General features: G+C 73.1%; 8 protein-coding genes. 5 read left to right on the plus strand and 3 right to left on the minus strand.

The window, feature by feature from the left end:
• Window positions 1-407 precede the first annotated feature (407 nt).
• From IEZ12_RS03475 to IEZ12_RS03485, 3 genes are all read right to left on the minus strand, one after another.
• Complete coding sequence (locus tag IEZ12_RS03475; RefSeq protein ID WP_189270755.1) at window positions 408-5,105, minus strand: DUF6603 domain-containing protein; 4,698 nt, start codon at window positions 5,103-5,105, stop codon at window positions 408-410.
• The gene (locus tag IEZ12_RS03480) at window positions 5,098-7,650 is read right to left on the minus strand and encodes a M64 family metallopeptidase (RefSeq protein ID WP_189270756.1); all 2,553 of its coding nucleotides are present in this window, start codon (window positions 7,648-7,650) and stop codon (window positions 5,098-5,100) included. The genes IEZ12_RS03475 and IEZ12_RS03480 overlap by 8 nt, the downstream gene beginning before the upstream one ends.
• A gap of 139 nt (window positions 7,651-7,789) precedes the next feature.
• Window positions 7,790-8,947 (minus strand): cytochrome P450, encoded by a 1,158-nt coding sequence (locus IEZ12_RS03485; protein WP_189270757.1) that lies wholly within the window; start codon window positions 8,945-8,947, stop codon window positions 7,790-7,792.
• A gap of 184 nt (window positions 8,948-9,131) precedes the next feature.
• On the opposite strand from IEZ12_RS03485, the gene IEZ12_RS03490 reads away from it, so the two are divergent.
• From IEZ12_RS03490 to IEZ12_RS03510, 5 genes are all read left to right on the plus strand, one after another.
• On the plus strand, window positions 9,132-10,028 hold the full coding sequence (locus tag IEZ12_RS03490; protein ID WP_189270758.1) for a sterol desaturase family protein: 897 nt from the start codon (window positions 9,132-9,134) through the stop codon (window positions 10,026-10,028).
• A gap of 62 nt (window positions 10,029-10,090) precedes the next feature.
• Window positions 10,091-19,372 carry a hybrid non-ribosomal peptide synthetase/type I polyketide synthase gene (locus IEZ12_RS03495; protein ID WP_189270759.1) on the plus strand — a complete coding sequence of 3,094 codons (9,282 nt, stop codon included), beginning with the start codon at window positions 10,091-10,093 and terminating at the stop codon, window positions 19,370-19,372.
• Window positions 19,359-20,993, plus strand: a complete 1,635-nt coding sequence (locus IEZ12_RS03500; protein ID WP_189270760.1) for a phytoene desaturase family protein — start codon at window positions 19,359-19,361, stop codon at window positions 20,991-20,993. The genes IEZ12_RS03495 and IEZ12_RS03500 overlap by 14 nt, the downstream gene beginning before the upstream one ends.
• Before the next feature lie 20 nt (window positions 20,994-21,013).
• Window positions 21,014-22,687, plus strand: a complete 1,674-nt coding sequence (locus IEZ12_RS03505) for a phytoene desaturase family protein (protein ID WP_189270880.1) — start codon at window positions 21,014-21,016, stop codon at window positions 22,685-22,687.
• Window positions 22,688-22,698: 11 nt separating this feature from the next.
• A complete protein-coding gene (locus IEZ12_RS03510) occupies window positions 22,699-23,754 on the plus strand; it encodes an MDR family NADP-dependent oxidoreductase (protein ID WP_189270761.1) in 1,056 nt (351 codons plus the stop codon).
• The last annotated feature ends 11 nt before the right edge of the window (window positions 23,755-23,765 follow it).

Below are 23,765 nucleotides of genomic sequence, written 5' to 3' on the forward strand. Positions count from 1 at the left end.
GCAGGCCGCAGACCCAACGCCGACAGGCCGCCGGAGCCCGCACGGTGCGCACGGGCGCGATCGGCCCCGCATCCGGTTGTAGCACCGGTCATGGCCCGGGAGCCTCCCGTCGTCATGAGCCGCCCGCCCCAACGGTGACGGCCGGTCCAGGCCCACCGGCCCTCGGGGCGGCAGAGCCGAACCCACCGGCGACCGCCGCGCTGCGCAGGCCCGGGCCGAGGGGCCGCCGGTCGCCGGAGACGGCGAAGGCGCGGCGCCCGGCGGTGCGACCGGCCCCGCACCGGCCGAGGTCACCGGTCGCCCCGTCGTCGCGGGCCGCGCGCACCGGTGGTGACGGCCCGTCCGCGCGGGTGCACCCGCCCCGCACCGGCCCCCGGAACCTGCCATGGTCTCGACCCCCTCCCCCGTCACGGCACGTACGCCTCGTCGGCGGCCGCCAGTTCGACGGGGTCGGGGCCCGGGGCGGCCGGGCCGGAGCGGGTGGTGCCGCCGGTGGCCAGGACGCGGCCGTCGGCGAGTTCGACGGCGGCGAAGTCGGTGCGGCCGGTGGCGAGGGGGCCGGTGGTGGTCCAGGTGGTGAGGGTGGGGTCGAGGAGAGCGGTGTGGCGGAAGCCGGTGTCGAGGGACGGTGTGCCGGTGCCGCCGATGAGCAGGACCTGGCCGGAGCGCAGGGCGAGGCAGTGGTGGCCGCGCCGACCGCCGCCGGGGAGCGGGCCGAGGGCGGTCCAGGCGCCGGTGGCCCGGTCCCAGACCTCGGCGGTGGCGAGGCTGCGCGGGTCGTAGCGGTCCGGGCCGGGCGCCGGATCGCCGCCGGTGACCAGGACGCGGCCGTCGGACAGCAGGGTGGCCCGGTGGCCCTTGCGGGCGGTGAGCAGGCTGCCGGTCGGGGTCCAGGTCCTGGCGACGGGGTCGTACAGCTCGCAGTACGCCGTCGCGGCGTCCGGTCCGCCGGTGGGCAGGGCCCCGCCGACCACCAGGACGCGGCCGTCGGTGAGCAGGACGGCCCGGTGGCCGGTGCGGGCGTCGGTCATCGCCGGGCCGGTGGCGGACCAGGCGCCCGTGGTCGGGTCCAGCAGTTCGACGGTGCCGAGTGCCCGGCCGTCGGCGTCGGTGCCGCCGGCCACCAGGAGCCGGCCGTCGGGCAGGGCGGTGGCGGTGTGTCCGTGGCGGGCCGTGGTGAGGGCGCCGGCGGACGACCAGGTGCCGGGGGCGGGGTCGTAGATCTCGGTCGTGCCGAGCGTCCCGCCGTCGGCGCCGCGGCCGCCGGTGAGCACCACCCGGCCGTCGCCGAGCCTGGTGGTGCTGTGGCGGCGGCGGGCCGTGGCGGGCGACGGGGCGGCCGTCCAGGCGGCGGCGACGGGGTCGAACAGGGCGGCGGCGGCCAGGGCCGTGCCGGTGGCGTCGGCGCCGCCGGCGATCAGCACCTTGCCGTTGGCCAGCCGGACCGCCTCGATGTCGCGGGCGGGCGTCGGGAGGCTGCCGACGGAGGCCCAGCCGCCCGGCGCGGCGGGCGAGCCGACCGCTTCCTCCTCCGGGATGACGTGCAACTGGCCTGCCAGGGCGCCGTCCTGGGCGATCCAGTCGGCGAGGGCGTCCTCGGCGGTGGCCCGGCTGCGGAAGGTCGCCGCGGCGAGGCCGCCGGCCGGCGGGTGCGCCTGGACGTTGTTGCGGATGTTCGCGACGACGAAGCGCCGGTCGGTGAGCTGTACCGTCTCGTCGACCGGGAACGGCCGGCGCAGCCGGGTCTCGCGCTGCGAGATCGGCGAGCGGCTGGTGCTGCTGCCCTGCAGCAGCTGGTTGAACACGGCGGGGCTGACGTCGTGGAAACGCTTCGGCGCGTCGACGGCGGAGCGGGCCGCCATCGGGACCACCCGGCGGGCGGCGGCGGCCGTCGCGGGCACCCCGCTGTCGATGACGTGCAGTTCGTAGCGGGCGCTGCGGCGGACCACCCGGGGGGAGAGCAGGGTGCCGGCGGCCGCCGTGAGTTCCAGTCCGGAGTCCTGGTTCTCGTACGCCGGGCGGGAGAGCTTGGCGGCGTCGTCCATGTCCTGGAACTGCGCCATGGCGAACTTCTCGCCGGTGACGGAGACCCGGGCCAGGCCGCTGTCCGGCGCGGGCGTGATGCCGAACCGCCGTCCGTCGCTGGGCCGTTGGGCGCCGATCCGGTCGAGTCGGACGTCCAGCGGGACGGCGCGCTGGCGGACGAACAGGGTGCCGAGCGGGTGCAGCACCAGCTGGTCGGTGTCGGGCAGGTGCCGCAGGGTGACGAGCGGGTTGACGCCGCCCGAGGGCAGCTGGGTCTGCCAGCTCTCGATCTTGTCGAACTCGCCTGCCAGCAGCGGGAGTACGGCGACCGGGGGCAGTGTGGTGTTGTGCTCCTCGCCCCAGGTGATGTCGAAGTCGGCGGAGATCTCGAAGAACAGCAGCGAGATGGAGCCGCGGCCGTGCGCCCGCCAGGGGGCGGGGCCTTCCAGGGCGAAGTTCAGGTCGATGCCGAAGACGCCGACGCCGAAGGCCTTCAGGGTGACCCCGGCGGAGATCGCGATGGTGAACGCGAACGGCGAGAACCGGAACAGCGCGTCGAAGGAGAGGTGGCCCTCGACGCCGAATCCGCCGAATCCCAGCCGGAGTTCGGCGGCCGCGCCGAACTGCACGGTGTTGCTGGTGACGGCGAAGTAGCCGGAGACCCGGATGAGTTGGCCGGGCCGGTTGAGGATGTCCACGGTGAGCCGGGCGGGCACCGGGAAGGGCAGCGGCGGCGGCTTGAAGGACGGGTGGAAGCCGCCGACGGTGAGCACGAAGTCCGGTGCGTCGCCCCAGGCGACGAGCAGGCCCATCCCGCCGTCGATGGTCATCGTCAGGACGTGCGAGTCGAACAGCGTGGCGAAGAACCACAGCCTCGACTTGTCGACCTCCAGTGCGCCCACGAAGGCGACCTGCAGGGCCAGCAGCGGCAGGTCCGCGCTGGGCAGCAGGCACTGGAGCACGCCGAGGACAGCGATGTCCCCGGGCGGGATCTCGATGACGACGCCGAGCGAGACGCTGACCAGCGTGGGCGTCCCCCAGCCGATCTTCGCCATCGGCCCGATCAGGAACCGGCCCTGCTCGGGCGGGAAGTAGCGGGCCAGGTCGGAGAGGATCCGCGGGGCGTTGGCGATGACGTCCTTGGGGAACATCACCGACTGGACGGCGCCCGTCCGCACGCCCTCCACCAGGGCCTGCAGGTTCATCGAGCGGTTCAGCCCGATCAGGCCGCCGACGGCCAACAGGGTGAATCCGTAGCCGAGTTGGATGCCGGTGGCGCCGAAGTCGGTGGTGATGACGACGAGCAGCGAGAAGCCGTCCGTGCCGTCGGGCATCCGGGTGCTGATCAGGCCGACCGCCTTGAGCTCGACCAGTCCGGCGAACTCCAGGTCGAGGGCGCCCGCGTACTCGCCGCGGTCCGGGTCGAAGGACAGGAACCCGCCGCCCTTGACCGCCCCGGCGTCCACCGAGAGGCCCACGCCCTTGGGAGGCCGGAAGCCGAAGGAGAGGTCGACCGGGCCGAGGTTGCCGCTGCCGTCGGAGCGGAACGCCAGCTCGGCGTTGAGCCCGACCTGCTCCACCACGGCCGTGATCGGGCCGAGTTGGGCGCGGAAGGAGACGCCGAGGCCGATCGGCAGCCCGTTCGCGTCGGGCGAGGCGGAGATGGTCAGGCCCTGGATCTCCAGTGGGCCGAGCTCCAGGTGCGCGGGGAGCTGGATCTCCAGGTTGGAGGTGCCGCGGAAGTAGAAGCCCTGCCGGTAGGAGAGGCCGACGGTGAGGTCGGCGCCGAGGGTGAACCCGTCGGCGGGCAGCACGGCACCGACGAAGCCGTCCGCGCCGGCCGGGGAGAGGACGAACTCCAGCCCCTCCAGGCCGAATTCGGCGAAGAAGTCGACGGCGTCCCGGACCAGCCGGACCCCGCCGGCGCCGGAGATCCGGCGCACCTGGAGCCGGGTGCCGTCAGCCTCGCCGAACAGCACCCGCGGCTGGTCGGTCGGCCCGAAGCGCTCCACCTGGACGTCGATCGAGCCCTTGGCGTGGACCGGCGCGGAGGACGACTCGAACCCGAGGACCATGTCGACGCCCCGGCCGGGGCGCACCAGCAGCGCGACGCCGCCCTGCAGGTCCAGGTCGCCGCGGATGGTGACGGCGATGTCCGGCCCGAGCTCGAACCGGAAGCCCTGGCGGCCGGTGAACGAGGGCAGCAGGGCGAGCCCCGGCGGGCCTCCGTCGGCGGTGGCGGGCAGCGGCAGCAGCCGAATCGCGGCGGCCATCTCGGCGGAGGGCTGGACGCGTTGGAACAGCACGGCGGCGAGCGTCCGCGGCCGCGGCCCGAGCGGGTCGGGCGTGGCGCCCTGGACGGCCAGCGCGGTGGTCGGCGCGAGCCGCTCGGTGTCGACGTTGGCCCCGATGCTGCGCAGCAGGTTGTCGAGCTGGGAGAGCAGCGCGGGCTGGTCGAAGGCGTCGGTGCCCCAGCCGAAGGCGTCCTTCAGCACTTGCGCCGGGTCGGCGAGCGTCCGGGGCAGGTCGCCGAGGTCGAGCGCGAGGTGCACGTACGGCGGGCGGTTCCCGGTGGGCGGGGCGTACCCGGCCTTCACCACGCCGAGGCTGCGCAGCACGAAGCCGAGGTTGGGGTGGTAGCGCTGCAGGTAGGTGATGACCAGGTGGTCGAGGAGTTGGCCGGGGAAGAGGGTGAGGAAGCCGTCCGCGCGCAGCGTGTCGGGAATGGACGCGGGCGGTGCGCCGGCGATCGCCTGGATGCCCTTGATGAGTGCCTGGACGGCGCCGAGGGCCCGCTTGACGTCGTCCGGGGAGAAGGAGACCGCGGCGGAGGCCCCGCCGTCGCCGACCGTGCCGTCGACGTTCAGCCCGCCGTCGCCGAGCAGGGTGTGCAGGCTGTCGTAGAGCGTCTCGACGGCGGCCCGGAGGTCGACGAAGGGCTGCGGGATCGTCGTCGCCGTCCAGCCGAGGCGGCGCAGCAGCGCGCTGAACGCGGCGGGGGTGGCGAGTCCGTCGCGCAGCGGCAGCAGTGCCTGGCCGATCTCGGCGAGGATCCGTTCGAAGGTGCCCGGCTCACTCATGCTTCTTCTTCTCCGCCTTGGACTCCGGGTAGAACTTCCGGTCGAGGAGCGCGTGGAAGGTGGGATCGACCCGGTTGACGATCAGCCAGGCGCAGACGTGGCAGAAGTCCGTCTCCATGCGCATCTTGCAGCGGCCGGTGGGCCGGTAGTGGGCGCCGGCGAAGGTGTCGGCGCCTTCGTAGATCCCGATGGTGCGGGCGGACTTGCAGGGCGGGCTGAAGTCCGGGATGTCGACCGGGTTGTCCTCCTCGGGGTTGGTGTCGTTGTGATTGGTGTCCTGGTTGAGCGGGTTGTGGTTGGCCCGGAGGAAGGCGAGCACCTCGGGTTCGACCACCATGAGCGGCTGGTGCTGCTTGTCCTTCAGCGGGACGAAGACGATCGAGCCCTTCTGGAAGGTGGGGAACGTGGTGGTCCCGGCCTTGGTGAGGACGATCGCGCCTTCTCCCGGCAGCACCTGGGCGACGCTCAGCCCTTCCAGGTAGTGGGCGGGGGTGCTGTCCAGCGGGAGCTGCTGGCCGCCCGGTGCGATGCCGAAGTTGCGCAGTCGCACCTCGGCGGCGAGTTTCTGGACCTGCTGCCACTCCGCGGTGTTCCGGGTGCCGATGGTGAGTTTGATGCCGGCGGCCGGGCTGGTGACGTTCACCGAGTTGGCGAGCAGGGCGGCGGCGGTGCTGATCCGGGGCAGTTGGAACCACTTGACCTTGCCGGGGTCGATGTGGCGGTCGTCGGGGGCCGGGCCGACCCGCAGGAAGCCGAGCCTCGACACGTTGTCCCCGACCGGGTCGTCGGGTCTCTCCTCGTCGGGCCCGCCGTCGCCGCGGAACTCCTCGTACTCGTCGAGCAGGTTGAAGCTGTGGCCGAACTCGTGGGAGACGGTGTCGATGACCTCGTCGAAGTTCACCTCGGTGTCGGCGGGCGGGTCGCGGCGCAGCTCCCGCTTGTCGGTGGCGTTGGCGTAGACATAGGCGACGCCCTGCACGGTGTTGACGGTCTGGGCGGTCACCGTCCGGACGTTGAAGTTGGTGCCGCCGTCCATGCCGTCGTTGGCGATCAGGGCGACCAGGCCCCGGCTGGGCTGGAACTTCTGGTCGTCGGGCTGCCACACGGCGCCGACGGCGGCCGGTGAGCCGGTGACCTTCAGGCTGCCGACGTACCGCATCAGCGTGGTGGCGGGGTTGAGCTCCGAGGGGTCCATGTACAGCTCGGGCGGGTGCCGGCGCGGGTCGAGGACGAGGTTCCGGGTCGACCTGGTCCGGTAGAACTCGTACAGCCGGGCGACGAAGGCCTTGACGCCCGGGTCGCCCACGGTGTCGGCGGCGGGTTTGGCCACCGGGCCGTTGCCGGAGAACCGGTCGGCGAGCCGCTGGCCCAGGCGGAGGCCGAAGAAGGTGTCGCGGGCGTGCAGGATCCCGACCGACTGGTGCTGCTTCCACGCGTTGACCAGGCCGTCGGTGATCTTGGCCGGGTCGATGTCGAGGTCCTGGGCCTGCCAGGTCGCCACCAGGTTGGTGCGCTGGTCGCCGCGCATCGGCAGCCCGACCCGGCGGACCAGTTCCTCCAGGGTGTAGACCGGGCCGCCGCCGACCTGGTTGGACGGGATCGGGAAGCCGGTGCCCTTCGCCTGGCCCGCCTCGATCCGCTCCTCGCCGGCCGCGACCCGGTAGCCGCAGGTGACGGTGTGCTGCTGGGAGGCGGTGAAGGACTTGAAGACGTTGAAGCCTCCGCGCAGCATGCCGTAGGGCTCGTGCGCGGGCTTCTCGAACATCTCGTGGATGGCCCGGGTGACCAGCGCGTCGAACTTCGCCCGGTCCTGTTCGCGGAAGCCCTCGGCGAGGAACAGCACGTTGTGCTTGTCGGCGAGGGTCGCCGGATCGCTGCCGCCGGCCTCGGAGGTCAGCGCGTGCTGGGCGGCGTAGTCGACCACCCACACGTTCAGCAGCTGCGCGCCGCCGAGGCCGGGGAACAGTCCGGACAGCACCCACGGGGCGCCGGGCTGGGTGGGCAGCACGCCGCGAAGGCGGCCGGTCGGCGACACGGCGAGCTGCCGGGCGTCGGCGGGCACCAGCTGGACGTACCCGTGGCCGGTGATGTCGCCGATCAGGTCCGTCCCCGCGCCGGCGTCGTCGCTGAACTTCGCGTACAGCGACGGCTGGGCGTGCGCGACGGTGGTGTCGAGCGCGGTGGTGATCGAGTCGTTCCCGAACCACCAGCCGACCACCGACCGGTGCACCTGGAGCCGGCCGACCAGGTACTGCGTCCCGACGTGCGCCTGGAAGAGGAAGACCCCCGGCGTGGTGGCCGTGATCCGCCCGGTCGTGTTGTCGTACGTCGGCAGGCCGTCGAATCGGTGGCCCTTGTCCTTGAACGGGGCGAAGAATTCGAACACGCACTGGCCCGGCGGGACAGCGGTGACGGTGTATCCGTTCGCCATCGGCACCGCCACCTCGCGGGTGGCCAGCGTGACGGTGAGCGGCGGCGCCCCGGTCAGCGCGAGGTGCAGGTCGCAGTGCGGGAACAGCAGCAAGTCGGGAGTGGGGACGGCCACGGAGGACCTCCTGTCGAATCCTCCGCCACCATACTGACCGGCTCGGCGAATCCGCCGGAAACGCCACGTCAATTCCACTAACGAGTGTTCGTGCCCGACCGTTCGTCAGACAACCTGTCACGGAACGCAGTTGGGAAAATCACCAGAGCACCCGCAGGGTGCGCGGGCTGCGGGTGGTGGCGCCCAGTCGCCAGTCGACGGGGGCGGACGGGTCGGCGAGGCGCAGGGCGGGCAGGCGGGTGGCGAGACCCCGCAGGGCGACCTCGATCTGGGTGCGGGCCAGCCAGGTGCCCAGGCAGTAGTGCGGGCCGGCGCCGAAGGCCAGGGTGGGGGACGGGAGGGGGGCGAACAGGTCTCCGGTGAGGCCGTCCGGGAAGACCGCCGGGTCCCGGTTGGCGCTGCCGAGGCAGACGGCGACGGTCGAGCCGGCCGGGACGGGTACGCCGGCGATCTCGGTGGCCGCCACGGCCTGCCGGGTGGTGAACTCGTCGTCGCCCAGCTGGATGTGGTGCAGCAGCCACTCGGTGGCCTGCCGCGCCTGCTCCTCCCCGGCGAGCCGGGGCCAGCTCTCGGGCCGCTCGCCGAGCAGGTACAGCAGGGAGTTGGCGAGCACGGCCGCGACGCTGTCGCTGCCGCTGGCCGCCAGTCCGCCGACCAGGAAGGTCAGCTGCTCCTCGGGGATGCCGCCGGCCGCGTCGGCGGCCTGCACCAGGCGGCTGACCACGTCCTCGCCCGGCCGGCGGCGGCGCTCGGCCAGCAGCCCGGCCGCGAACTCGGCGAACTCCCGCCGGTCGGCGACCACTTGGCCGTCCGAGCCGGAGCCGTCGGCGGTCAGGCAGGCGGCCCACCGGCGCAGCTGCCGGTGGTCCAGGCCGTCCAGGCCCATCAGGCGCTCCGCCACGGCGAACGGCAGCACGCCGGTGAGCTCGGCGACCGCGTCGACCGGCGGCGCGGCCGCCGCCAGCTCGTCCAGCAGCCGCCCGGCCACCGTCTCCACCCAGGGCCGCCAGCGGGCCACGGCCCGGGGCGTGAACGCGCCCTGCACGGTGTGCCGCAGCCGCTGGTGGTCGGATCCGTTCTGGTTGTAGAGCGACGCCGGGTCGGCGGAGACGGGCGCGGCGGCGGGGTCGGGCGCACCGTCCTCGGCGCGGACGAACCGCGGGTCGGTCAGCACCTGCCGCACGTCGTGGTACCTGGTCACCACCCAGGCGGAGGTGCCGTCCCGCAGGGTGCACCAGTGCGGCGGCGCGGCGGCGGGCAGGTCCAGGACGTGCAGCGGCGGCAGCGGGGCGGGCATGGCACCTCCACGTGGGCGGCGGGCTCCGGCGCCCGGAGCGGGGCAGGAATTCCCGATTACGCTACCTGACTGACCATCAGATTTCTTTCATGCCGCGCCATGTCGGTTCCGTCGAGTCCGCGATCCCTGTGGTTAGCATCGATTCCCGTTCAGTTCGGTGACGATTCATCCGGAGGGCCGTGCGTTGATCCCGGAAAGATCGGCCGGTCCGAGGGCCGGCCTTCGCACTGTTCTGCGGTACGCCGCCTATCCGGCCCTGCTCCTCTCGGTACCCGCGGCAGCCGCGGGCGCCCTCGTCGCGCACGCGGACATCGGCCGCGTTCTCGTCCTCCACCAGGTCGGCGTCATCGGCTACCTCTGGGCCCTGGAACGGCTGATCCCCCACCGGCGCGACTGGCACCCCGGCGGGCGCGAACTGCGCTGCTACGGCGTCTACTTCGTCCTGACGATGGTGGGCGGGGCGATCGGCCAACTGCTGGTCACGGCCCTGGTCGCCCGGGTGGCGCCGCCGCATCCGGCGCTCCCCCTGCAGGCCGAGATCCCGCTCGCACTGCTCGCCGGCTCGCTGGCGAAGTACCTCTTCCACCGCTGGTCCCACCACCAGCCGTGGCTCTGGCGGCTGCACGGCGTCCACCACGGACTGGACAAGGTGAACGTCGCCAACAACGGCGTCAATCACCTGCTCGACGTCCTGCTGGGGCAGGCCGTCGTCCAGCTCGCGCTGGCCTGGCTCGGTTTCTCCCGGGAATCGGTGTTCTGCGCCACGCTCTTCGTGGTCGCCCAGGGATATTTCGTGCACGCCAACATCGACGTCCGAATCGGCCGGCTGAACCACCTTCTCGGCAGTCCGGAACAGCACCGGCTGCACCACAGCACCGACCTCGCCGAATCCGGCCACTACGGCGCGGACCTCGCGATCTGGGACCACCTGTTCGGCAGCTTCACCTGGCGCCCGGGGCAGGTCCCGGCGGCGGTCGGGCTGAGCGACCCCGACAGTTTCCCGCCCACCGCCGACGTGCTCGCCAGTCTGCTGCACCCCTGGCGCACCGCCGCCGACGCCACCACCGGATCGTCCGGCTGAACCGATCCCCGCCACCCGCCCACCCGTCCCGTCCCGGGGCGCCACGACACACGGAACGGACCATGACGGACTCGCCCAACGACTACCAGGACCGGATCGCGATCATCGGCATCGGCTGCCGGTTTCCCGGCGGAGTCCGCGACCACCGGGGCTTCTGGCGCAACCTGATCGAGGGGCGGGACTGCATCGTCCCGACCCCGGCCGACCGCTACGACACCGCCACCCTGGGCAGCCGGGACAGAGCGAAACCGGGCCGCCTGATCGGCGGACGCGGCGGCTACATCGACGGGGTCGACGAGTTCGACCCCGAGTTCTTCGGCATCAGCCCGCGCGAGGCCGAACACATGGACCCGCAGCAGCGCAAACTGCTGGAGGTCGCCTGGGAGGCGCTGGAGGACGGCGGCCAGCTGCCGAGCCGGCTCGCCGGACGCGAAGTGGGCGTGTACGTCGGCGCGTTCACCCTGGACTACAAGATCCTGCAGTTCGCCGACCTGAGCTTCGACACGCTGGCCGCGCACACCGCGACCGGCACCATGATGACGATGGTGTCGAACCGCATCTCGCACTGCTTCGACTTCCGCGGCCCCAGCGTCTCCATCGACACCGCCTGCAGCTCCTCCCTGGTGGCGCTGCACCTGGCCCGGCAGAGCCTGCTGCGCGGCGAGACCGATCTCGCGCTGGCCGGCGGCACCCTGCTGCACCTGGCGCCGCAGTACACCATCGCCGAGACCAAGGGCGGCTTCCTGTCCGCCGAGGGCCGCTCGCGCGCCTTCGACGCGACGGCCGACGGCTACGTCCGGGCGGAGGGCGTCGGCGTGGTGGCGCTCAAGCGGCTCTCGGACGCGCTGCGCGACGGCGACCCGATCCACGCGGTGGTGCTCGGCAGCGGCGTCAACCAGGACGGCCGCACCGACGGCATCACGGTGCCCAACCCGGACGCCCAGGTCACCCTGGTCCGCCGGGTCTGCGCCGAGGCCGGCATCGAGCCGGGCAGCCTGCAGTACGTCGAGGCGCACGGCACCTCCACCCCGGTCGGCGACCCGATCGAGGCGCAGGCGCTGGGGCGGGTCCTCGCCGAGGGCCGCAAACCCGGCGACCGCTGCTACGTCGGCTCGGTCAAGACCAACATCGGGCACACCGAGGCGGCCGCGGGCATCGCCGGGCTGGTCAAGACGGTGCTCGCGCTGAAGCACCGCCGGATCCCGCCGCACATCAACCTGGAGCGGCCCACCGACGCGATCGACTGGGCCGCGCTGCCGTTCGAGGTCCCGACCCGGGCGGTGGAGTGGCCCGCGCACGAGGGCCCGGCCCGGGCCGGCGTGAACTCCTTCGGCTTCGGCGGCACCAACGCGCACGTGCTGCTGGAGGAGGCGCCGGTGTGCCCGGCCGCCGCCCCGCCCGCGCGCGAACCGGCCCGCACCGTCCTGCCGTTGAGCACCCGCGACCCGGCCGGGCTGCCCGAGCTGGTCGACGGCATCCGGCAGGAACTGGCGGGCGCGGACGGCGCTCCGGTGGCGCTGGCCGACCTCGGCCACACCCTGGCCCGGCGCCGCGAGCACCACGAGCACCGGCTCTCGGTGGTGTACTCGCCCGACTCCCGGGAGTCGCTGGACGAGGCGCTGGCCGCCCATCGGCGCGGCGAGCCGCACCCCCGGGTGCTGACCGGCCGCCGGCTGGAGCGCGCGCAGCGCCGGCTGGTGTGGGTGTTCACCGGCATGGGCCCGCAGTGGTGGGGCATGGGCCGGGGCCTGTTCGAGTCGGAGCCGGTGTACCGCGAGGCGGTCGAGCGCTGCGACGCCGAGATCCGCCGACAGGCCGGCTGGTCGCTGCTGGCGGAGATGCACCGCGACGAGGCCGACTCGCGGATGGCCGAGACCTGGCTCGCCCAGCCTGCCAACTTCGCCGTGCAGGTCGGCCTGGCCGCGCTCTGGCGCAGCTACGGCCTGCGCCCGGACGCCGTGGTCGGGCACTCCACCGGCGAGGCCGCCGCCTTCCACGAGGCCGGGGTGCACGACCTCGCCGAGGCGGTCGGCGTGATGCTGCACCGCAGCCGCCTGCAGCACCGGCTGGCCGGCAGCGGAACGATGTTGGCGGTCGGCCTGACCGAGGTGGAGGCCGCCCGGCGGATCCGGTCCTGCCAGGACCGGGTGTCGGTGGCCGCCGTGAACAGCCCCTCCTCCGTCACGCTCTCCGGCGACGGGGACGTCCTCGCGCAGCTCGCCGCCGAACTGGAGCGGGAGCAGGTCTTCGCCCGGTTCCTGCCGGTGCAGGTGCCGTACCACAGCGTGCGGATGGACCCGATCCGGGACGAACTGCTGGCCGCGCTGGCGGACTTGAAGCCCCGTCCGGCCGAGGTGCCGCTGTACCTGACGGCCCGTGAGGGGCGCGCGCACGGCACCGAGCTGGACGCCGGCTACTGGTGGCGGAACGTCCGCGAGGCGGTGCGGTTCCGCGCCGCCGTGGACCTGCTGGTCGACGACGGCCACCAGGTGTTCCTGGAGATCGGCCCGCACCCCGTGCTCGGCCACGCGATCCGTGAGTGCCTGGACGGCCGGGAGGCGACGGGCTGGACGGTGCCCTCGATCCGCCGCGAGGAGGACGAGCCGGAACGATTCGCCCGGTCGCTGGCCGAACTGCACAACCTGGGCGTCGAGTTGGACTGGGCGGCGCTGCACCCGGGCGGCGCCCCGGTGCCGCTGCCGGGCTACCCGTGGAAGCGGGACCGGTACTGGGTGGAGCCCGCGCCGGTCGAGCAGGTCCGGCTCGGGCGGCTCGACCACCCGCTGCTGGGGCGGCGCACCGCGAACGTCCGGCCCACCTGGGAGGTCCAGCTCGACCTGGAGCGGCTGCCGTACCTGGCCGACCACCGGATCCAGGACTCCGCGGTGTTCCCGGCCGCCGGCTACCTGGAGATGGCCGCGCAGGCGGTGCGGCTGCAGACCGGCGCGGACCGGACGGTGCTGGCCGACATCGAGCTGTCCAAGGCGCTGTTCCTCTCCGAGTCCCAGCCGTCGACCGTCCAACTGGGCTTCGACTCCGACGGCGTGACCTTCTCGGTCGCCTCGGTCGGCGCCGAGCGCACCGTCCACGCGTCCGGCGTGGTCCGCACCGACCAGCGCCGCGGCGCCGGGCCCGCGCCGGACTTCGAAGCGGTCCGGGCGCGGGCGCGGCGGCGGCTCGCCGGGGGCGACTGCTACCGGGAGCTCGCCGAGCTGGGCTACGGGTACGGCCCGGCGTTCCGGCGCATCGAGGAGGTCTGGATCGGCCCCGGGGAGGCGCTGGCGCGGATCCACCCGGCCGAGCCACGCCCGGTGGACGCCGACGCCGCGCACGTCCACCCGACGCTGCTCGACGCCTGCTTCCAGGCCCTGCTGACGCCGCAGCTGCTCGCCGAGCAGCGCCCGGCGAACGGCATCCGGCTGCCGCTGTCGATCGGCGAGGTGAGCCTCGACCGGGTCGGCGACCGGCCGTTCTGGGTGCACGCGACCGTCACCCGGGAGGACGGCGACGAGCTGATCGGCGACCTCGCCCTGCACGCCGAGGACGGCGTCCTGCTCGGCCGGGTCACCGGGTTCCGGGCGGCCGGCGTCGAGGGCGCCGCGGCCTCCGTGGGCCTGACCGCCATCGACGGCTGGCTGGCCGAACCCACCTGGATCGACCAGGAGTCGACCGAAAGCGGCACTCCCCCGGACCGGCTGGTGGTGCTCGCCGACGCGCACGGCCTGGCCGAGGAGCTGGCCGCGCAGGTGCGCGGGCGCGGCGGCCACTGCCACCTGGTCCGCCCGGGCGAGGAGTACTGGCACGGCGTGGACGCCTCGACGGTCCGGCCCGAGGACGCGGCCGACCTGCGCCGACTGTTCGCCGACCTCGACGACGGCTTCGACACCGTGCTGCACCTGTGGAACCTGGACCTGCCGTCGCTCGACGCGGTGCGCCGCGAGCAGTTGGCCGACTGCGGCACGCTGGGCGGCTGGTCGCTGATCGCCCTCGCCCAGGTGCTGCCCGAGGCCCGGCCGAACGGGCGGCTGCACATCGTCACCCGGGGCGCGCAGGCCGTCGTCGAGGACGACCCGGTGGAGCCGCTGGGCGCGCCCGCCTGGGGCATCGGGCGGGTCCTCTGGCAGCAGGAACTGGTCGCGCAGCGCGGCAAGTTGATCGATCTGGGGCCGTTGGCCGACCACCCCGCCGAGGCCGCCGCGGTGCTGCGCGAGCTGGCCGTCGCCGACGCCGAGGAGATCGCGCTGCGCGGCGAGCGGCGCCGCACCTGCCGGCTGCGCCGGCCCGCCGACCTCACCCGGCCGCTGCCGCTGCGGCTGCGCGCCGACGGCAGCTACCTGGTGACGGGCGCGTTCGGCGCGCTCGGCCGGCTGCTGTGCCGGACGCTGGTCAAGCGCGGCGCGCGCCGCCTGATCCTGGTCGGCCGCACCGCGTTGCCCGCGCGCGAGCAGTGGGCCGAGGTGGACCCGGACACCCCGGCCGGCCGGCGGGTGGCGTTCCTGCGGGAGCTGGAGGAGCTCGGCGCCCACCCCGTGCCGGTGCCGCTGGACATCACCGACGAGGCCGCCCTGGCGGACTGGCTGGCGGATTACCGCAGCCGTCAACTCCCGCCCGTACGTGGCGTGTTCCACCTCGCCGGGCAGGTCAGGGACGCGCTGGTGCCGGAGCTGGACCGGGAGGTGTTCGACGCCGCGTGGGAGCCGAAGGTGGTCGGCGCGCACGTGCTGCACCGGCAGCTGCGCGAGGAGCCGCTGGACCACTTCGTGCTGTTCGCCTCGATCGCCTCGCTGCTGACCACCGCCGGGCAGACCAACTACGCGGCGGGCAACGCCTTCCTGGACGCACTGGCGCACCACCGGCGGGCCCGCGGCCTACCCGCGCTGAGCATCGACTGGGGCCCGTGGGCGACCGGCATGATCGAGGAGCTGGGCCTGGTCGGCCACTACCGCGAGGCGCGCGGGATGAGCTCGCTGCCGCCGGCCGCGGGCATGGCCGTGCTGGAGCGGATCATCGGCCAGGACCGGGCGCAGCTGCTGGTCGCCACGGTCGTCGACTGGCCGGTGTTCCAGGCCTGGTACGCCTCGCCGCCGCCGCTGGTGGCCGAGTTGGCGGCCGCCGCCGACGTCCCGCAGGCCGCCCCGGCGGGCGGCTTCCCGGCCGCGTTCCGGGCCGCCGCCCCCGAGGCCCGCCGGACGCTGCTGGCCGGGCGCTTCACCGAGCTGGTCGCGGCCGTGCTGCGGGCGAAGCCGGAGCGGATCGACCCGGCGGCGGGCCTGAACAGCCTCGGCCTGGACTCGCTGCTGGCGATGGAGCTGCGCGCCCGGGTCCACGCCGAACTGGGCGTCGCGCTCCCGGTGGTGACGCTGCTCAGCGGTGATCCGCTGGAGCAGCTGATCGAGCGGCTGTACACCGCCCTGCTGGAGTCGGCGGCCGACGACGGCGGCGATCAGGAGCGGGCGGAGGTGGAGCTGCACACCGACGAGTCGCGGTACCCGCTGACGCACAACCAGAAGGCGCTGTGGTTCCTCAAGCACCTCAACCCGGACGCCTTCGCCTACAACATCGGCGGCGCCGTCGAGATCCGCACCGAGCTCGACCCGGAGCTGATGTTCGACGCCTTCCGGGTGCTGCTGGAGCGCCACCCCGCCCTGCGGGCCAACTTCCTGCTGGAGGACGGCCGGGCCGTCCAGGTCATCCACCCCGAGGCGCGCCCGGACACCGGCCTGTTCGACGTCCAGGACCGGGAGTGGGACGACATCCACGACATGATCGTCCAGGAGTACCGCAAGCCGTACGACCTGGAACGGGACCCGCTGGTGCGGCTGCGGCTGTTCAAGCGCGGGCCGGACCGCTGGGTGCTGATGAAGGCGGTGCACCACATCGTCTCCGACGCGATCTCCACCTTCACCTTCATCGACGAGCTGTTCACGCTCTACGAGGGGCGGCGGCACGGCCGCCCGGTCGAGCTGCCGCCGGTGCCCTCGCGCTACCTGGACTTCCTGAACTGGCAGAACGGCCTGCTGGCGGGGCCGGACGCGAAGCGCATGCTGGAGTACTGGCGCACCCACCTGCCGGCCGAGACGCCCGTGCTGGGCCTGCCGACCGACAAGCCCCGCCCGTCCGTGCAGACCCACAACGGGGCGTCCGAGTTCTTCCGGCTGGACGACGAACTCAGCGCCCGCGTCCAGGAGTTGGCCCGCGAGCACGACGTCACGGTGTTCATGGTGCTGCTCAGCGCGTACTACCTGCTGCTGCACCGCTACTCCGGGCAGGACGACATCATCGTGGGCAGCCCGGTCACCGGCCGCACCCGCGAGGAGTTCGGCTCGGTCTACGGCTACTTCGTCAACCCGCTGCCGCTGCACCTCGACCTGGCCGACCGGCCGTCGGTCGCCGAACTGCTGGGCCGGGTCCGGGAGACGGTGCTGGGCGGCCTGGACAACCAGGAGTACCCGTTCGTGCTGCTGGTCGAGCAGCTCGGGCTGCAGCGCGACCCGAGCCGCTCGGCGGTCTTCCAGGCGATGTTCATCCTGCTCACCCACAAGGTCGCCACCGACAAGTACGGCTACCACCTGGACTACATCGAACTCCCGGAGGAGGAAGGGCAGTTCGACATCACGCTGTCCGCCTACCAGGACCGGGCGGACGGCACCTACCACTGCGTGTTCAAGTACAACACCGACCTGTTCGAGCCCGCGACGATGGCCCGGATGGCCGGGCACTACCGCAACCTGCTGGACGCGCTGACCAGGGCCCCCGCCGAGCAGGCCGCCGACCGGCTGCCGCTGCTCGACGCCGGCGAGCAGCAGCGCCTGCTCGACGAATGGAGCGGCGCGGCGCGCACCGAGCCCGTCGAGGCGCCGGTGCACCGGCTGATCGCCCAGGTCGCCGCCGAGCGGCCCGAGGCCGTCGCCGTGACCCTCCCCGCGGCCGACGGCGGCGTCCGGCGGCTGTCCTACGGCGAGCTCGACCTCCTCAGCCGCCGGGCCGCCGGGCGGCTGCGCGAACTCGGCGTCAAGGACGGCGCGGCGGTGGCGCTCTGCCTGGACAAGTCGCCCGAGCTGGTCGTCGCCCTGCTGGCGGTGCTCCGGGCCGGCGGCGCCTACCTGCCGCTCGACCCCGAGCACCCGGTGGACCGGCTCGCCTACCTGACCGGCAACGCCGACGCCGTGCTGCTGCTCACCGACCGCGACCGGCCCGAGCTGGCCGGGCTCGCCCCGCAGGCGCTGACCGTCGACGAACTCGACCGGACCGCCGGCGGCGCCGGCCCCGAACCCGTCGTCGACCTGGACGCGCCCGCGTACGTCATCCACACCTCCGGCAGCACCGGCCGTCCCAAGGCGGTCCGGGTCAGCCACCGCAACCTGGCCTCGGTGTACGCCGGTTGGCGCTCCGCGTACCGCCTGGACAGCGAGGTCCGGGTGCACCTGCAGATGGCCGCCCAGTCCTTCGACGTGTTCACCGGCGACCTGGTCCGGGCGCTGTGCTCGGGCGGCAACCTGGTGCTGGTCGACCGCGACCTGCTGTTCGACACCGCCCGGCTGTACCGGACGATGGTGCAGGAGCGGGTCGACTGCGCCGAGTTCGTCCCGGCGGTGGCCCGCGGCCTGTTGGCGCACTGCGAACGCGAGGGCCACCGGCTGGACTTCATGCGCCTGCTGATCGTCGGCTCGGACGCCTGGAAGGTCGAGGAGCACCGCCGCCTGCACGCGCTGTGCGGCCCGGACACCCGGGTGGTCAACTCCTACGGGCTGACCGAGGCGACCATCGACAGCGCCTGGTACGAGGGCCCGGCGGACGGGATCGAGCCCGGCCGGATGGTGCCGATCGGGCGGCCGTTCCCGAACAGCGCGCTCTACGTCCTCGACGAGCACGGCGAGCCCGTGCCGCCGGGGGTGGCGGGCGAGCTGTGGGTCGGCGGGGCCGGCGTCGCCGACTGCTACGTCGGCGACCCGGAGCAGACCGCCGAGCGCTTCACCGTCCGCCCCCTGGGCGGCCGACGGGTGCGGCTGTACCGGACCGGGGACCTGGCGCACTGGGCGGCCGACGGCACCGTGCGGCTGCTCGGCCGCGCCGACAACCAGGTCAAGGTGCGCGGCCACCGCATCGAGCCCGGCGAGATCGAGACCCAGCTGGCCGCGCTGCCCGGCGTCGCCCAGTGCGCCGTGACGGTCCGCCAGGTCGACGACGGCGGCGGGGTGCTGTGCGCCTACTACGTCCCCGAGCCGTGGGCGGGCCCGGACCCGCGCGAGCTGCGCCGGCAGCTCGCCGACCGGCTGCCCGCGTACATGACGCCCTCGTACCTCACCGAGCTGTCCGCGCTGCCGCTCACCCCGAACGGCAAGGTCGACACGGCCGCCCTGCCGGCCCCGGCCTTCGACCCCGGGGACGGCGAACCCGAGCCGCCGACCACGCTGTTCGAGGTGCGGATGGCCGAGCACTGGAAGTCCCTGCTCGGCGTGGAGCGGGTCGGCCTGCAGCACGACTTCTTCGAGGCCGGCGGCAGCTCGATCAAGCTGATCGAGCTGATCCACCACCTGCGGGCCGAGTTCAACGTCTCCATCCCCGTCAGCCTGCTGTTCGAGTCCACCACGCTGCGCGGCATGGCCCGCGCCCTGGGGCACGTCATCACCGGCAAGGTCGCCGGCGCCCAGCCGTACCTGTCCTTCAACCCGCAGGAGGCCGCCGGCGGGACGGTGTTCTGCTTCCCGCCGGCCGGCGGGCACGGCCTGGTGTACCGGCAGATCGCCGCGCACCTGCCGGAGTACCGGTTCGTCGCGTTCAACTACCTGACCGGGGACGACAAGGTGGCGCGCTACGCCGACCTGATCGAGTCCTTCCCGGAGCAGGGCCCGTACACCCTGCTCGGCTACTCGCTCGGCGGCAACCTCGCCTTCGAGGTGGCCAAGGAGCTGGAACGCCGCTCCCACCAGGTGCCGCACGTGCTCATCGTCGACTCCTACCGGATCACCGAGGCCTTCGCCCTCCAACCCGAACACCTCGACGCGTTCGAGCGGGAACTGCGCGAACACCTGCTCCGGCACACCGGCTCGGACCTGGTCGCCGAGGAGACCCTCAGCCAGGCCCGGGAGTACCTCGACTTCTGCAGCCGCACCCCGAACCTCGGCTCGGTCCGCGGCCTGATCAGCGTCATCTCCGACCAGGAGAAGGTCCCGTTCTACGCGGCCGGCAACCAGGGCACCTGGCACGGCAGTTCGAGCACCCGGACGACCGTGTTCCGCGGCTTCGGCAGCCACGCCGAGATGCTCGACCAGGACTTCGCCGCCCGCAACGCGGAACTGACCCGCGGCATCCTCACGGGAGGAGCGTCCGGTGCCGCGGTCTGACGGCGGGCCCCGGGTCATCGTCATCGGCGCGGGTGTCGGCGGCCTCGCCACCGGCTGCTACGCGCAGATGAGCGGGATGCGCAGCCGGATCTTCGAGAAGCACGTGCTGCCGGGCGGCTGCTGCACCGCCTGGTCCCGCAAGGGCTACCTGTTCGACTACTGCATCGACTGGCTGATCGGCACCGCGCCGGGCAACGACGCCCACCGCGTCTGGCGGGAGCTCGGCGCGCTCGACGGCAAGACCGTGACCAACTTCGACCTGTTCAACCGGGTGGTCGACGAGCACGGCCGCGCCGTCACCTTCTACAACGACCCCGACCGGCTGGAGCGCCACCTCCTCGACCTCTCCCCCGCCGACGCCCGGCTGATCCGCGGCTTCTGCCGGGACCTCAGGCGGTTCGCCACGCTCGACCTGCACCCCTTCCTCAAGCCGTCCGCCCTGAAGACCACCCGCGAGCGGCTCCACACCCTGCGGACGGTGCTGCCCGCGTTCCGGCTGCTGTGGCGGACGGCGGCGACCCCGCTCAACGCCTTCGCCGACCGCTTCCAGGACCCGCTGCTGCGCCAGGCGTTCCGCAACATCCTGTTCCAGGACCCGGACGGCTTCCCACTGCTGCCCTACCTGTACAGCATGGCCGCCGCCCGCAACCTCAACGCGGGCTTCCCGCAAGGCGGTTCGCTGGGCCTGGCGCGGTCGGTCGAGCACCGCTACACCTCGCTCGGCGGCCGGATCGACTACCGCTCCCGGGTCGAGCGCATCCTGGTCGAGGACGGCCGGGCGATCGGCGTGGAGCTCAAGTCCGGCGAGCGGCACTACGCCGACCACGTGGTCTCCGCCTGCGACGGGCGGACCACCATCTACCGCCTGCTGGAGGGCCGGTACACCGGGCCGCGGATCGACCGGCTCTACCAGGAGGAGCTGCACCGCCCCGGCACCCTGTTCCCCGCCGTGGTCTCGGTCTTCCTCGGCATCGACGGCGAACTCGACCCCGAGGACCCGCACTGCACCACCTACCTGCTCCCCGCCGAGCAGGCCGCCGAACTGCCCGGCGGGCTCCAGCGCAGCCTGGTGGTGCAGCAGCGCTCGCGCTACTCGGACGGCTTCGCCCCGCCCGGCAAGTCGGTGATCCACTGCACCTACTTCAGCGACTACGACTACTGGAAGAGCCTGCGCGCCCGGGACCGCAAGGAGTACCGGGCGCACAAGCAGCGCGCCGCCGACGTGGTCCGGGCCTTCCTGGAACGGCGCCACCCGGGCCTGGGCGCGCGCATCGACCTGATCGAGGTCGCCTCGCCGGCCACCATGGAGCGTTACACCGGCAACAGCTACGGCAGCATCCTCGCCTGGAAGGCGTTCTCGGGCGCCGACGACCTGATCACCGGGCTGATCAACCGGGACCGGATGCGGCTGCCCGGACTGAGCGGCTTCTCGATGGCCGGCCACTGGGCCAGCCTGGGCGGCCTGATCCGCGCGGCGTCCAGCGGCCGGTTCGCCGTCCAGTACCTCTGTGAGGAACTGGGCGTGGAATTCCGGGCCTGGGAGAGCGAGGACCAGGACCCCTGGCATCCCGGCAAGCTCGGACACCTGCCCCAACTCGCCCGCTGGAGCGCGTCGGCATGACCGGACCACGCAGAGAAACCATGATCGTCATCGGCGGCGGGCTGGGCGGCCTGTCCACCGCCTGCTACGCCCAGATGAACGGCTACCGCAGCACCGTCGTGGAGATGCACGAGATCCCCGGCGGCTGCTGCACCGGCTGGGACCGCGGCAACTTCACCTTCGACTGCTGCATCAGCTGGCTGCTCGGCTGCGGACCGGGCAACGAGATGCACCAGATCTGGCTCGAACTCGGCGCGCTGCAGGGCAAGCAGATGCGCCACTTCGACGTGTTCAACATCGTGCGCACCGAGCACGGCGAGGTGTACTTCTACTCCGACCCGGACCGGTTGGAGGCCCACCTGCTGGAGATCTCCCCCGAGGACGCCCGCACCGTCCGGGAGTTCTGCGCGGGCCTGCGCAAGTTCCGCGCCTGCCTGGCGAGTTACCCCTTCCTCAAGCCGGTCGGGCTGATGGGCACGGTGGAGCGCTGGCGGATGCTGGCCGGCTTCCTGCCGTACTTCAACGTCGTCCGGCGCTCCATCGGCACCCTGATGACCGACTTCTCGGCGCGGTTCAGGCACCCGCTGCTGCGCGAGGCGTTCAACTACATCCTGTACGAGCGCCACCCGGCCTTCCCGGTGCTGCCGTTCTACTTCCAACTGGCCTGCCACGCCGACCTCTCCGCCGGCGTCCCCGAGGGCGGCTCGCTGGGCCTCGCCCACTCGATCGAACAGCGCTACCGGCGGCTCGGCGGCGAGATCCACTACAACGCCAAGGTGACGGAGGTGCTGGTCGAGGACGACCGGGCGATCGGCGTCCGGCTCAGCGACGGACGCGAGCTGTACGCGGACGTCGTGGTCTCCGCCGCCGACGGCCGGACCACCGTGATGGACCTCCTCAAGGGGCGCTACCTCGGCGACACCTACCGGGAGTTGTACACCAGCACCATCACGGAGCCGGGCATGGTCTTCCCCGGGTACGTCACCGTCTTCCTCGGCCTGCGCCGGCCCTTCCCCGACGGCGAGCCGTGCACCACCTACCTGCTCGACCAGGACCGGGCCGCCGCCCTGACCGGCATCCGCCACCCCAGCATCAACGTCCAGTTCCGCAGCCGGCACTACCCCGAGCTCTCGCCGCCGGACACCACCGTCGTCTACGCCAGCTACTTCTGCGACATCGCGCCCTGGCGGGCCCTCAGCACCGGCCCGGAGCAGCAGAGCCGGATGCGCCGCGGCGAGGAGCTGCACACCCTGCCGACCGGACGCGGCAAGGCCTACCAGACCGCCAAGCGCCAAGTCCGGGACACCGTCGTGGACTTCCTCGACCAGCGCTACCCCGGCCTGAAGGCCGCCGTCGCCGTCAAGGACGTCTCCACGCCGCTCACCCAGGTCCGCTACACCGGCAACTACGACGGCACCGTGCTCGGCTGGCAGCCGTTCGTGACCAGCGGCGAGACGCTGGAGCAGGAGATGAAGCGCAACGGCCCGGTCCTGCCCGGCCTGCGGAACTTCTACCTCTCCGGGGTCTGGGCGACCACCGGCGGGCTGATCCGGGCCGCCGCCGCCGGCCGGCACGTCATGCAGTTCGTCTGCCGTGACGACGGCCTGCCGTTCCGGGCCGAGATCGACCGCAGCGCGCCCCTGCCCACCCATCTCGTCGTCCCCGTGGACCGTCGATCCGAAGACCGTCGATCCGTTGATCCGTCGATCCGTTGAGGAGAGCGCCCGTGCAGATCGCCAAGTGGGTCGTCCAGGAGCACCTCGAAGGGGTGCCCGACGTCGAGCGGATGTACCGGAAGGTGGTCGAGGACGTCGACGTCGACCTCGCGGACGACGAGATGCTGTTCCGCACCCGCTACCTCTCGCTCGACCCCTACCTGCACGGCATCACCCTGGACACCCCGCTCGGCGACCTGATGGGCGGCGACGCCGTGATGGAGGTGCTGGTGGCCGGGCCGCGCGCCCGGTTCGCGGTCGGCGACCTGGTCCAGGGCTACGGCGGCTGGTGCACCCACCTGGTCGGCACCGGCGCGGAACGGCCGTGGCAGACCGGGACCTTCCCGATGGTCTTCCCGGAGTTCCGCCGCCTCGACCCCGCGCACTACGACGACGTCCTGCCGGTCAGCACCGCCCTGGGCATCCTGGGCGGCTCCGGCATGACCGCCTGGGGCACGATGACCAAGTTCATGGCCGTCGAACCGGACCACACCGTCCTGGTCAGCGGCGCGACCGGCTCCGTCGGCTCGCTGTTCGGACAGCTCGCCGCCCGGGCCGGCGCCCGGGTGATCGGCACCACCGGCTCCGAGCAGAAGGCCGACTACCTCGCCGACCTGGGCATCGAACCCGTCGTCTACCGGCACGGCGACGACCCCGAACGGATCGGCGACCTGCTGCGCAAGGCCGCGCCGGGCGGCATCGACCGGTACCTCGACAACCTGGGCGGCGCCGTCACCGACGCGGCGTTCACCCTGCTGAACGTCCACAGCCGGGTCGCGGTCTGCTGGCAGTGGGCCACCCAGGTCGGCAACGACCACAGCGGGCCCCGCCTGCTGCCGTACATCCTGTTCCCGCGGACCACCATCCGCGGCATCTTCGCGCCCGAGTGGTTCACCGAACCCAACTGGGCCGCGCTCCGCGCCGAGGTCGGCGCCCTGGTCCGCAGCGGCGGGATCCGCTACCGGCAGACCGTCCACCACGGCTTCGACGCCATCCCCACCGCCTACCGGAGCCTGTACGGCGACGGCCGCGCCGCCAACCGCGGCAAGGTCGTCGTCGAACTCTGAACCGGGCGACC

The sequence above is a fragment of the Kitasatospora griseola genome (assembly GCF_014648555.1).
Classification (GTDB): domain Bacteria; phylum Actinomycetota; class Actinomycetes; order Streptomycetales; family Streptomycetaceae; genus Kitasatospora; species Kitasatospora griseola.